Origin of the sequence: Bacillus sp. NMCC46 (assembly GCF_002998465.1) — a bacterium.
Lineage (GTDB): Bacteria > Bacillota > Bacilli > Bacillales > Bacillaceae > Bacillus.
In genome coordinates, this window is sequence record NZ_PVQZ01000001.1 from 518,791 (window position 1) to 531,056 (window position 12,266).

The following is a 12,266-nucleotide window of genomic DNA, read 5'->3' on the forward strand; positions in this document are numbered from 1 at the left end:
AAGAGTTAAGATTCATTATTTTCTTCTAAGAGCTTCTTCAAGCCTTCCAGACGCGGATCAATTCGGTTTTGATGTGCATCTTCCGAAATGACCGCCCAGTCATTCCCTTCTTGTGGTGCAGCACCTTTTACATCCGTTTGGTCGCAAAAGATTTGCATCGGCACTTCAAGAAGAATTTCTTCCTTGACTATAGGCGTTAAGTCGATGATGTCGTCTTCTACAATAGAAACGTCTTCATCTTCTATATCGTCTGTCTTATGAAGTACAAATAGTTCTTTCGTTGAAATCGCAAATGGATAATTTACATCAACAAGCGTTCTTGAACAAGGCAATGTCATTTCACCTGTGATGGTTAAATCAAATGCGACTTGCTTTGATTCGATCACTCCAGTCCCTTTCACCTCTACCGGTGAAATGCGACGTATATCTGAATGAAGGCTAGTAAGTTCATTTAAGTCAACCGTCTCATGAAAATCGAAGCTGTTTTTAGCTTTTTGATGTAACTGATAAACTGTCCATTTCAATTGTATCACCTCTAAGAGCAACAAACATGATTATAGCTTTCATCATGTTATTTGTCAATATTTTTTCTTTACAGTCCTTTGTGATGTCAGAGGGTTGTTTGACATCAGTTCGCGGAATGCCTACACTGAAAAAAATGGGCTTCATTTTTCCCTTATGCTACTGTAGCATAGACCATTTAACCATAGCAAGAAAGGCGGAACATCTATTGAAAGCAACAGGAGTCGTTGTCGAGTATAATCCATTTCATTATGGACATGCCTATCATGTTCGTCAGGCGAAAACACATACCTCCTCAGATGTTGCCATTGCCGTCATGAGCGGTTCCTTCCTCCAGCGCGGTGAGCCTGCCATCGTCTCAAAATGGGCGCGGACAAAAATGGCGCTGCAAAACGGTGTAGACATTGTGTGTGAGCTTCCATACATATACGCAGTGCAAAAGGCAGAAACCTTTGCAAACGGTGCTGTGGCGATTCTAGATGCTTTAAAATGCCGCTCCCTTTTTTTCGGCAGCGAGGATGGTGACATTAAAGCATTTGAGCGAACGGCTCATGCTTGGCATGAGAAAAAAGGAGAAATTGACCTTTTCACAAAAGAAAAGGTGAAAGAAGGCCTTAGTTATCCAGCAGCTGCAGCAGCTGCGTTTCAAGAGGTGATTGATCCTAAGCACTTACTGGATCTGTCCAAGCCAAATAACATTTTAGGTTTCCATTATGTCAAAGCCATCTTGGAGAGATCCCCTCACATGCAGCCCTTTACCTCTCAAAGGATTTCATCTGGTTATCATGATGAAGAACTTCCTAAAAATCAGAAAATCGCAAGCGCAACAAGTATACGAAAAGCCTTAAAAGATCACGGCACATTTGAAACAGTCGCCCCATATCTCCCAGAAGCTACGCTCAAGCAATTACATGACTATCATTCTTCTTATGGTCTTTTACATACGCAAGAAGCCTACTTTAGCTTCTTAAAACAAGTCTTTCACACAATGGATACAGCAGAACTAGAAGGCATCTATGAAATCGAAGAAGGCATCGAACACCGCATGCAAAAGGCGATTTCACATGCGTCCTCCTATGAGGAATATCTATCTCTTGTGAAAACAAAACGATATACGTGGACAAGGCTGCAGCGGATGAATACACATCTCTTAATGAGGGTGAAAAAGAGTGCCATGCATGAGCTACTGAAAGAGAGAGAAGCGCCTTACATTCGTTTACTTGGTATGTCAAAGAAAGGGCAGCAATACTTATCTCTTGTGAAAAAAGAATTGGACGTGCCGCTCATAAGCAAGCTGTCTGCCTTTTCACATCCCGCACTTGATCTTGATATTCGCGCGTCCCGCGTCTTCAGTCTGCCCGTTAGTGAGCCAATGCAAACGGACTTAACGGAAGCGGAGTTTAAAACCGCACCGATCCGATATGATGAAGAGACTGGTCTCTTCCAGTCTTAACAAGAAGAGCAGCCTTGATGAAGGCTGCTCTTCTTTGATTAAGATGCTTTCTCTTTTAATTTGTTTAAATAGTTCAGGGCATCTTGCATCGTATCTACAGGCACAATTTTCATATCACTTTTAATATCTTTCGCTGTTTTGACAGCATTTCGGTAGTCTGAATTTGAATCACCTTTATCGTTTGGTGCAAAGAATATATCTTTTCCGGCTTTATCTGCCGCCACGACCTTTTGATCGATTCCGCCAATTGGACCGACCGTTCCATCGGCGTCAATCGTCCCCGTTCCCGCAATCGCATAGCCATGTGTTTCGTCTTCTTTTGTCAGCTGGTTATAAATTTCAAGTGACATCATGAGACCTGCTGATGGGCCGCCGATATTTTCAATATCCACCTTAATGGAAGGCGAGACTTTCACATTTCGATCTGTAAATAATGATACACCGATTCCAACTCGATTCGGCTCTTCTTTAAATGGTTTTAACGTCACTTTCTCCGTGATGTCTTTGCCATTTCGTTCAAGGACAAAACGGACAGATGTACCTGCTTTTTTGCTGCTGATATACGAAACCATTTTATCAGCAGAATCATAGGTCTTGCCATCAACGCTTTTGATTCGGTCGCCCACTTCAATTTTGCCGTAAGCAGGCATTCCTTTCATCACGTAGCTTGCATATACCCCGTTAAACGTATAATCTACTTTTTTGCCTGCTTTTGTATACGCTGCAATCATGGCATTTTCTTGAGAGCTTTTCATCAGCTGAAGCTGTCTTTTCATATAATCTTCATCCGACTCCCCGTCCGCTTTAATATTTTCTTCCGGGACGATCTCGTCATATTTATTCATTTTCGCAAGCAAATACGTATACGGATTGGCTGGACCTACTTTTATCGTCATAAGTGAGAAGCTGCCCTTCTCGCCATATCCGCCGTCTACTTGAATGTGGGGAGCAATCTCGGTTGCATCACCCGGCTTTGTCACGTAATATGGCAGTTTGACAAAGGTTAAGCCAAATAATACAAGGATAACGACAAAAAAGCTGAGCCAGCGAATATTCAATTTTTTCATTCGATTAACACTCCCATTTATCAATGACATCTTTCATTTTACCTGTTAGTTGATCTGCGGCGAGCTCACCTGCTTCAATCATCTCCTGCACCTGTGTAAATGCACTCGAGCTAAATGTTTCAAGCCTCGGCCGGATCATGACATCAGCGTGAATGGTTTGATGACGGACCAATTCATTTTGAAGGATGTCCAAACTTTGCATAATCACATCCGATAATCTCGTCGCCTTTTCTGTTTTTTTCACCCTTGATACATCAGAGGCGATAATGAGGTCTGCGCCCATTTCTTTTAAAACAGACACAGGAATGCGGTCAACAACCGCTCCATCGACTAGCTGTCTGCCGCCCATTTCATGAGGAACAAACACGCCCGGAATGCTGATGCTTGCTCTGACTGCTTGTGAAACAGACCCTTTTTTAAACACGACCTTCTCCCCTGTCTCGAGGTCACAGGCAACCACCGCAAGGGGCATTCTTAATTCTTCAAATTTCTTCCCATATGTAAACGTGTGAATCAGCTGCAACATTCGATTCCCTTTTAAAAGACCGATTTTTGGCAGTGTATAGTCAGCATAATACTTTCTTCTGAAGACAAGTGCAAGTTTTTTCATTTTTTCTACGTCTTGTCCTGCCGCATAAAAGCTCCCAACAAGTGCGCCAATACTGCTGCCAGCGATCATATCTACCTGAATTCCTTGTTTCTCAAGACTAGATAAAACTCCGATATGTGCCATTCCCCTCGCACCCCCGGAGCCTAACGCAAGTCCAATGACTGGTCGCCTCATGAAAATCCACCCTCCTCTTTTCTATGCATATATACGAATCTATTGGTCTAAACATGCCCCTTCTGCTCGTATAGTAATAGAAGACAGGCTCGGCTAGTGTCTTTCTTTTTTGATCACGAGCTCGCCAATAGATCATAACAGCAAGGGGCGAAATCTCCATGAAAAAATGGAACACTCTGTTCATCGCTGCTTTTTTTATCTTTTTAACAGCCACTGTGATTACACATCCACAAGCCTCTTTGCAAGCGTCTAAAAATGGACTTGCAATGTGGTGGGAGGTTGTATTTCCATCATTGCTTCCTTTTTTTATTTTGTCCGAGCTATTAATTAGTTTCGGGATTGTCAGATTTGTCGGGGTATTATTAGAGCCATTTATGCGCCCCATCTTTCGAGTGCCTGGTGTAGGCGGATTTGTCCTAGCAATGGGAATGGCATCAGGCTTCCCTTCTGGTGCGAAATTAACCACAAGACTCAGGCAGGAAGGACAACTGACACAAATCGAAGCAGAGCGCCTCGTTTCTTTTACAAATTCATCGAATCCATTGTTTATTTTCGGTGCGGTGGCTGTTGGTTTTTTTCATCACCCGGCTTTAGGGATTGTTTTGGCATGCGCACATTATTTAGGGAATCTCGCTGTTGGTGTGACGATGCGGGGATATAAAGCACGGCATGATGCACATCTGAGAAGCCGTAAGCGATTTTTATTCCCACCGTTTCAAGAGGCATTCAGCGCTCTTCATACAGCAAGACTCGCAGAGAAAAGACCGCTCGGCCAAATTTTAAGTGATGCGGTGATGTCATCAGTCCAAACTCTCTTTATGATTGGCGGCTTTATTATCTTATTTTCTGTATTTAGTAAAATGCTGTCAGTTGTTCATGTGACGGACCTCTTATCCATAGGGATCGGATATATGCTGCAAACGATGCATCTTCCGCCAGAATTAGATCTTGCGATGATTGCCGGTTTATTTGAAATCACATTAGGAAGTCAGCTGACAGGGTCACAGGAAGTCACCCTTCTTGCTAAAACGATTGTCGTCAGCTTTATATTAGGATTCAGCGGGTTTTCTGTTCAAGCTCAGGTCGCCGGCATTCTGGCGGCAACAGATATACGCTTTAAACCGTTTTTCTTCGCTCGTTTGCTTCACGGAATTTATGCAGCTGTTTTTGCCTTTTTATTGTTCAAGCCTCTTTATGTCTCTCGATCTGACATGGCTCTCCCAGCAGGTGCCTTTGAAGCAAGCCAGCAGGTCGTCGTGTACAGCAGTGTGCTTTGGAATCAGCTTGTGACAGCTGGCCCATTGATCACGCTATGCAGCTTGATCTTGTATATCGCGCTATACTATCAGAAATTTAAAAAAGGATGAGTGCACGGTGCACTCATCCTTTAAATTTTTCTTTCAGCGCTGCTTCTACCTCTTTTGGGACAAGATCTTTGACTGATCCATGATATTTCGCTACTTCTTTGACAATGCTGGAACTTAAGAAGGAATATTGATTGTTGGTCATCATGAAAAACGTTTCAATTTCATCGTTTAACACTTTATTCATTGATGTGCCTTGCATTTCATATTCAAAGTCCGTCACAGCTCTTAATCCGCGTAAAATGACTTTGGCTTCTTTTTGTTTCGCATAATCAATAAGCAGACCGTGAAAAGATTCAACTTTGATATTTGGCAGATCCTTCGTCGCCTGGCGAATGAGCTCACACCGTTCTTCAACGGTAAATAACGGTTGTTTGGATGAGTTATTTAGTACACATACATACACTTCATCAAAGATCTTTGCACCTCTTTTGATGATATCCAAATGGCCCAATGTGACTGGATCAAAGCTGCCCGGACAAACGGCTATGTTTCCCATACTTTAATTTCCCCGCTTTCTATAGATCGTAATACCAGTCAACCCGTACAGTTCCTGTCTTGATATGTAAAGCTGTCCAGCTTCCTCTGGCAGTGTGACGTCCTTATCATGCTCACACACGATCACGCCGTCATCTGTTAATAAGGCATGCTCGTCAATCATTTCAAGAAGTGCTTTCAGCTGTTGATCTTTATAAGGCGGATCAAGAAAGATCGCTTGAAAGGATTCCTCTCGTTTCACAACGGCTGTGAGTGCACGCTTTGCCTCGTTTCGAAACACTTCACTTTGATCGAGCAGCGACAATTGATTGAGGTTTCCTTTAATCGTCTGAATTGCCTTCATATCTCGATCAACGAAAATGCAATGATCGAATCCTCTGGAAAGCGCTTCAATTCCTAAACCACCGCTTCCCGCAAATAAATCAAGGGCCCATCCGCCATCAAAATACGGGCCGATCATATTAAATATCGATTCTTTTACTTTATCTGTCGTCGGTCTTGTTGATTGACCTGGTACCGCTTTAAGTGTGCGGCCTTTTCTCGTTCCAGAGATGACTCTCATTTTCCCACCACTTTTTCTGCTTGCTTCTATTGGTTATTGTTTATGACAAAAAATTCAACATTATCTTACCACAACACTCCGCAGGGGACAATGCAAGGATTTTCATTCATTTTCTATGTATAGATCAAGGAAAGCGGGGTCATACTATTTATAACAGCATCTGATGTGGTGCTGTTGCCAACCGCGGAGAAGACTTACGTTTCCCCATAAGTTCTTCCTCCGGTTTCTCCTCTCCCTTTGCCTTCTCCTTAATGAATCATTAAGAATAGAAGGACCCCGCGGGTGATGCCGCGGGGATTTTTTTGTGTCTTTAAAAGCCCACTTTATAATCATACTCTTTTGCTTTGTCCAATTTGGATTCGTACTCTAATTTAATAAAAGGTTTATATGAAGGCTCAACACGCTTCACAAATGGCAATGAGCTGAGCTTAGCCATATGACGCTCGAGATCATTCATATCACAATAGATCACTGCATACTTCATTTTCCTTGAAATATAGTGAACATTTCCAAATTTTCTTAGCGCCTTTGACTGCTTTAACGAATGCAGCCAAACGACCATCCCTTGACGTTTGGTTTCCATCTTTTCACCTGCCGCTTTTTCAATTCTTTTCAGTCATTATGTAAAAGACGAGACATTCAAGTCTCGTCAAGATACTTTACAGCCACAGCTGCCACCTGATCCACAGCCACCGCCGCATGATGATAGACCATCAAAATATGGGTTCCCTGTTGGAACTTTGATATATGCTGATACAGCTTGACCGATTTCAATACTAATCTCATCTAAGATGGATTGAATCGCTGTTTCTGCTTTTTTGAAATCAACCACTGTATCGTGAAGATCTAACTTTCTTTTGACCTCACGCATTTCCTTTGAGATCGTTCTATAGTCCGGATGGTATTTGCCGAACCGCTGCACATCCTCATATTGCTCTTTTACTTTTGTAAAATGGGCAATAATTTGTTGGGCTTCTTCGTCTTGCTGGAGACGCTTAAAGCAGTTGCGGTAATGTTCAGCCTCCTCCGACTGAAGAATCATGGCAGCCAATTGATTCGCTTCCTCTTGGAGCTCCACAGATTCGATTGTCGCATACATAAATGTTGCACCTCCAATTCATAGTTTACCACGAAACCTATGGATCAGAAAATGCTTTTACGTGACAAATACATCCCATGTTTCTCTTTTCTGCTTATATTCTGGATGACGGGAATTGAGCACAACGGTCATTTTATGCTTTCCTTTTGAAAGATGCTTGACCACAAATGCAGCAGTATACTCATTGCCTGCACGTTTTCCGTCTACATACACTGTAAAATATCCCGTCTTCTCATTCTTTTTTAGACGCGAAGGTTCAAGATGAAAATCTTGTAGTGTACTTTCTATATAGACAGAAGACCCCTGCACTTTGTATTTTAAAAAGCCTTGCTGCTTCATTTCGCTTTCGGCTTGCTGCATCACTGGTACAGCTGGATCTTGCTTCATGACTTGCTTCTCTCCATGTTGACTTTGACACCCGGTGACAAGAAAAAGCAATGCGCATATTGACAGCATCCATTTCATCTTCTGATTCTCCTTTCATCTACTTTTATAGGATGCTCAGGAAATAGACATCTTAATCAACTCAAAAAAGCCTCACCCGGCTCCATTTTGATTGCGCATTGCTTGGAACATTTGAATCATCATTTCAGCCATTTGGACACTGTTGCTCAACTGACTCACACGATGAGGAATGGTTTTTTCGTAAAAATTCATTTTATCTAATTCAAAGGACGATAGCTTTTCAGGATGTCGAGTCAGCTGTCTGTACCAGAGAGGACGCTGTCTGATGAATTTGATTCGATCCTCTTCGGCCATGACAAACTCCTGTACTTCTTTCCGCACCAAAAGCATCCCCTTTCAATTAATCTTTCCTGAAGGAGAATGGGTGCTGACTGCCTCCAGATGAACCTTTCTTTGAGCCATTTGATGAAAATTGTCCGAGTAAGCTTTGTAAAGAGGAAATAGACTGGCTCATTTTGTTGATTTGTTCATTCATTTGATCAGCGTCCATTTTTTTCACAGCAGAAACCATTTTAGACATAAAATCTGCTTTTCCCAATTCACTTGGCTTAGAGGCTTTTTCTTCTTTACCGCCTTCAGATTGCGTTTGCCGGTAAGGAGACCACATCTCGTCTTCTTCACCAAACATGATCCAATTTTCGTATACACTTTGCCAGCTTTTTTCTTGCGTTTGCACTTCTTGAATTAACTTCGGATGGCGTCTGACGAATTGTTTAAATTCATCAATGGATGTTTGTTTTTGTTTGTTTGTCAAATCCTCACCCCCCATACAAATGCCTACTATACTATATACACCAGCAGCTATTTTGGTGAGCCTCTTTTTCAATCAAAAAAACAGCTGCGATTGTGCAGCTGCTTTCGTTTAAGATGTTTTCTTGATGAAGTTTTGAGTGTAGTATTTTTCTTTCACACCTACGCCAAGGTGTGTGTAATCTTTATTTAATAACGCCTTCCTGTGACCTTCACTATTGAGCCAGCCTTCTACCGCTGCAGGTCCATCTACATAATTATAGGCAATGTTTTCACCTGCGAGCTGAAATGCCACCTCTCCTCTTTCTAACCGGTCTTTCAGCGTACCGTATTTTTTAGATTCATGGGAGAAATAATGATTCCCTTTCATGTCCTCACTATGCATGAATGCCACTTCAGAGGTTTCATCATCCCACCTTAAGGTCGGCAGTTTGTACTTATGACGGATAATATTGGTCATATCAAAAATTTGTTTTTGACTGGAAGCTTCGATCTCTTTCCATTTTTCACCTGATATTGCCTCAGGTTCTATCAATTGACCACGATAGACGACCTCATATGGCTTTTGTTTCACAAATGTATCTGCGTTAAACGCCCTGATACTTGAAAGAGTGCTTTCAAACTTATCCATGTAAAGCTGAACATACACATCATCTCCCACTTTCACAGTGGGTCTTGTATTCATATCATCCTCTGAGAATTCAAAGCGGTATGAATTTTGTTCATCCTCTACATGAATGTAAGGTGCAATTTGTGTTTTTTTAAATACTTCACTTGTGGCTTGACCGATTTTAAACGGTTCGACATTGAGCCCGTCTCCTGTTGCAAACAGGGTCACCACTTTACTATCCTTTACCCCTACTTGAATATAGTGCTTCTTCGATTGGTTGTATATCCACCAGTCATAATCATATGCGGAAGGATCAATGCGATCTGGTTCTCCCAGCTGTTTAAGCACTTCGTTTGAAGATTTCCCCATAAAGGACATGAGCCCCTTTTTCGGGATGTTGATCGGCTTATCGCTAGATGTTTCTTCATTAGACACCTTCGGTTCATTGCTGTTTTCTTTTTCTGGTGAAGATCCATATTGAATAAACAGAACGTACGTTCCAGATATAATCAGGAGGATGAGGAGTGTTTTGAGCACAGTTTTCAAATAAACACCTCCGTTAAATTGGCAAGGTACAAAAAGTACCTTCTACTGTCATTTAAACAAAACTCGCTTCATTTATCAACGACAATACAGCCTATTTAACACGAATTTAAAATATGCCCCTCTTAATGAAGAAATCCTTGCCCGTGATCTTGATCCTGTTGAGAGATTTCTGTCAGTGCATCTCCCGCGCGATCATTTGATAAATCTTCGACTGATAAATCTCCAAGAGCGACAATCCCTGTTAATGCGCCATTTTTCACAACAGGAATGCGGCGGAGCTGGTGCTCTGACATCAGCCGGACAATTTCTTCAAGCGTTGCATCTTCTTCAGCTGTCAGTACTTCCTTCGTCATCAGCGAGCCCACTTCCTGTGAGTTTGGCTTTTTTTCTGCAATGCCTCTGAGTACAAGGTCACGGTCTGTCACTATGCCAACGAGCTGATCTCCGTCAACCACCGGAATGGCCCCAATGTCCGCGTCTCTCATTTTGACTGCCGCTTCATACGTATTGTCGTCTTGCTGGCATGTCACTACTTTTTTTGTCATAATATCTTTGATTTTTTTCGTTTTCACATCGATTCCTCCATCTGTTATTTTCTTTATTACTGTAACCAGGTTATAAAAGAACATACCTTTCACAGTTGAAAGTTTAACGCTTTCATACTATGATTGTCAGTAAAGGGAATTTTTATAAGGAGGGATTTTGGGTGAAGTTTGAAGGTACGGGGATTGAAAAGGTAGCAGCTGACTTAAATAAATTAGATTTCATCATGGAAAGTGAAGGATTTGTACGAGCCGATCAATGGGATTATGAGCGTGTGACGTACGACAGAAAGTATAACATGGTAGAGGGAACCTTTTATTTACGGATTTCCGGCTACGCCACCGAAGGAGATGTTGGTTCCAAAAGAGCACACATACAGCTTCTAACACCTTTACTTGGAAAACATTATTATCCGCACGGTGTTGAATACGGCGAAGGCGAAGATTTCCCTAAATCTCTCATCCAATCAAGCAAGAAAACGCTTGAACAGCTGAAAGATAAACTAGAAGCAATGACTGCTGAAGCATAAACGAAAGCACAGCCATATGGCTGTGCTTCAGCGTGTAGACAAACCCTTGCATTCTTTGTCAGTCCTGTGCGCTGGTGCTCACGAATGTCAAATTCGCTCCGCGCCAGTGCTCGTCCTTCCTAGACTTCAAAGGTTTTCTATCACGCTGAAAATGAAAAGAAGACAAAGGGCTAAATCAAGATCATTTTAGCCCTTTGTCAACAATCTGAGCACAGCCATACGGCTGTGCTTTTTTCATTCATATTTCGGAATCAGCGCATCTGGTACGGCATCTTTCGCTCTTTCTTTTCTTGCCCAGTCAAAGAACACAACAGCAAGGATCGAGCCGTACACAATCTCCTGAATAATTTTCATCAAAATCGCGCCTAGCTGCTGGTCCTCTAGCAGCGGCAAGGTATGGAACATTTCAGGACCTGTGAGCGCAAGGCCTGCCAGCATATCACTTGGCACGCATAAGTGCAGTGCCTGTATCCAAGCGCCAGCATCAGAATAGGTTGCATAGATCGGTGCCTCACTAAACATGATGAGAGCACACGCAGGAGTCATCAATATTCCGTCTGCCATGATATAACCAAGCTTTAAAATGCCTGTAATCTGCGGCTGACTTTGGACTTTATGAACGAGCGGCCACCACATGAAAAAGGCAGCGATAAAAATGACCACCGTCATCAACGCATGATAAAACGGATCTGTTTTCACAAAATCAAACACAAGCGGAATGTGATACATCGAAAACAAGCCGTTAAATCCAAGCAATGCAATTAAAGGCTTGGAAAACAAACGAAAAATTTGCTGAATGCCTGGTGTTTGTATGATCCGCTCCCAAATGGCCGCAGGTAATCCTGTAATAAGGAGAGGCGGAATGACTAAATAGAGCACCGCCATTTGCGCCATATGTGCACTAAACATAATATGCCCCATTAAATCAATTGGGCTTCCTTTCACGGCGTATAACAGGACAAGCCCCGTCAGAAACAACGTTTTCTCTTTCACCGTCGCACGGTGCTTTCCCTTTGTCACAAGAAGCAGATAAAGAGCAGCTGCTATGACAATACTAGTCAAATAGTAAGGGCTCCATAATGCCCGAAATCCGAATATTTCTAAGTTCTCCATTGCTGCGCCTCCTTCAAGGGCAAAGCGGGCTTACCACCAAATAATGGTCAAAAAGGCTAATACGGTAATAAACGCGACAAACACACCTGAGTAAAGAAACAATGCGGGTGTTTCATGCCCTTTTTGGTTCATGTGCATAAAATAATAAAGCTGAAAAGCCACCTGAATAACTGCAAGCAATAAAATAAATGGTACTGCGAACCAGTTCCCAACGTCTTCAGAAGCGATTGTTAAAAAGGCAACAAAGGTTAATCCAATCATCAAGCCGAAAGAAATGAGCTGATGCTTCATTTCTTCGGCATTTTTCTTTTTACGGTATACAAGATCGACTTTAGACTGATTTGTGTTTTTATTTCCCATT

The 12,266-nt window shown here is 42.2% G+C and carries 17 protein-coding genes; 3 read left to right on the forward strand and 14 right to left on the reverse strand.

All coding sequences use genetic code 11. The features are described from left to right. Positions 1-5: 5 nt before the first annotated feature. Positions 6-524: a YceD family protein gene (locus C6Y01_RS02600; protein ID WP_034662575.1), complete on the reverse strand. Its 519-nt coding sequence runs from the start codon at positions 522-524 to the stop codon at positions 6-8. A 206-nt stretch (positions 525-730) separates the two neighbouring features. On the opposite strand from C6Y01_RS02600, the gene C6Y01_RS02605 reads away from it, so the two are divergent. Next, entirely contained in the window at positions 731-1,975 is a 1,245-nt protein-coding gene (locus C6Y01_RS02605; RefSeq protein ID WP_189318681.1) for a nucleotidyltransferase, read from the forward strand. Between the two features lie 38 nt (positions 1,976-2,013). Here C6Y01_RS02605 and C6Y01_RS02610 read toward each other — a convergent pair whose 3' ends face one another. Further along, a complete protein-coding gene (locus C6Y01_RS02610) occupies positions 2,014-3,042 on the reverse strand; it encodes a SepM family pheromone-processing serine protease (protein WP_034662581.1) in 1,029 nt (342 codons plus the stop codon). 4 nt (positions 3,043-3,046) lie between these two features. Continuing rightward, the gene (locus C6Y01_RS02615) at positions 3,047-3,826 is read right to left on the reverse strand and encodes a patatin-like phospholipase family protein (RefSeq protein WP_106037792.1); all 780 of its coding nucleotides are present in this window, start codon (positions 3,824-3,826) and stop codon (positions 3,047-3,049) included. A 158-nt stretch (positions 3,827-3,984) separates the two neighbouring features. Here C6Y01_RS02615 and ylbJ point away from each other — a divergent pair, with 158 nt between their 5' ends. Then, positions 3,985-5,193 (forward strand): sporulation integral membrane protein YlbJ, encoded by a 1,209-nt coding sequence (ylbJ, locus tag C6Y01_RS02620; protein ID WP_034662586.1) that lies wholly within the window; start codon positions 3,985-3,987, stop codon positions 5,191-5,193. Positions 5,194-5,206: 13 nt separating this feature from the next. Here ylbJ and coaD read toward each other — a convergent pair whose 3' ends face one another. From coaD to C6Y01_RS02665, 9 genes are all read right to left on the reverse strand, one after another. Continuing rightward, a complete protein-coding gene (coaD, locus tag C6Y01_RS02625; protein WP_034662590.1) occupies positions 5,207-5,689 on the reverse strand; it encodes a pantetheine-phosphate adenylyltransferase in 483 nt (160 codons plus the stop codon). Positions 5,690-5,692: 3 nt separating this feature from the next. Then, positions 5,693-6,280 carry a 16S rRNA (guanine(966)-N(2))-methyltransferase RsmD gene (rsmD, locus tag C6Y01_RS02630; RefSeq protein ID WP_262417225.1) on the reverse strand — a complete coding sequence of 196 codons (588 nt, stop codon included), beginning with the start codon at positions 6,278-6,280 and terminating at the stop codon, positions 5,693-5,695. 280 nt (positions 6,281-6,560) lie between these two features. After that, on the reverse strand, positions 6,561-6,833 hold the full coding sequence (locus C6Y01_RS02635) for a YlbG family protein (RefSeq protein ID WP_003212137.1): 273 nt from the start codon (positions 6,831-6,833) through the stop codon (positions 6,561-6,563). A gap of 66 nt (positions 6,834-6,899) precedes the next feature. Then, positions 6,900-7,349 (reverse strand): regulatory iron-sulfur-containing complex subunit RicF, encoded by a 450-nt coding sequence (ricF, locus tag C6Y01_RS02640; protein ID WP_007499807.1) that lies wholly within the window; start codon positions 7,347-7,349, stop codon positions 6,900-6,902. Positions 7,350-7,406: 57 nt separating this feature from the next. Further along, positions 7,407-7,814 (reverse strand): hypothetical protein, encoded by a 408-nt coding sequence (locus tag C6Y01_RS02645; RefSeq protein ID WP_060596181.1) that lies wholly within the window; start codon positions 7,812-7,814, stop codon positions 7,407-7,409. A 72-nt stretch (positions 7,815-7,886) separates the two neighbouring features. After that, positions 7,887-8,135 carry a YlbE-like family protein gene (locus C6Y01_RS02650; RefSeq protein WP_034318044.1) on the reverse strand — a complete coding sequence of 83 codons (249 nt, stop codon included), beginning with the start codon at positions 8,133-8,135 and terminating at the stop codon, positions 7,887-7,889. Positions 8,136-8,154: 19 nt separating this feature from the next. Continuing rightward, complete coding sequence (locus C6Y01_RS02655) at positions 8,155-8,568, reverse strand: YlbD family protein (protein ID WP_034662600.1); 414 nt, start codon at positions 8,566-8,568, stop codon at positions 8,155-8,157. 108 nt (positions 8,569-8,676) lie between these two features. Continuing rightward, on the reverse strand, positions 8,677-9,720 hold the full coding sequence (locus tag C6Y01_RS02660; protein WP_034662603.1) for a CAP domain-containing protein: 1,044 nt from the start codon (positions 9,718-9,720) through the stop codon (positions 8,677-8,679). A 122-nt stretch (positions 9,721-9,842) separates the two neighbouring features. Continuing rightward, positions 9,843-10,265: a CBS domain-containing protein gene (locus tag C6Y01_RS02665; protein ID WP_034663862.1), complete on the reverse strand. Its 423-nt coding sequence runs from the start codon at positions 10,263-10,265 to the stop codon at positions 9,843-9,845. Positions 10,266-10,426: 161 nt separating this feature from the next. On the opposite strand from C6Y01_RS02665, the gene C6Y01_RS02670 reads away from it, so the two are divergent. Beyond that, on the forward strand, positions 10,427-10,792 hold the full coding sequence (locus C6Y01_RS02670; RefSeq protein WP_060596179.1) for a YugN family protein: 366 nt from the start codon (positions 10,427-10,429) through the stop codon (positions 10,790-10,792). 234 nt (positions 10,793-11,026) lie between these two features. Here the strand turns inward: C6Y01_RS02670 and ctaG are convergent, their stop codons facing one another. Then, the gene (gene ctaG / locus C6Y01_RS02675) at positions 11,027-11,905 is read right to left on the reverse strand and encodes a cytochrome c oxidase assembly factor CtaG (protein WP_060596178.1); all 879 of its coding nucleotides are present in this window, start codon (positions 11,903-11,905) and stop codon (positions 11,027-11,029) included. Positions 11,906-11,935: 30 nt separating this feature from the next. Then, complete coding sequence (gene ctaF / locus C6Y01_RS02680) at positions 11,936-12,265, reverse strand: cytochrome c oxidase subunit IVB (RefSeq protein WP_003211520.1); 330 nt, start codon at positions 12,263-12,265, stop codon at positions 11,936-11,938. Between the last annotated feature and the right edge of the window lies 1 nt (position 12,266).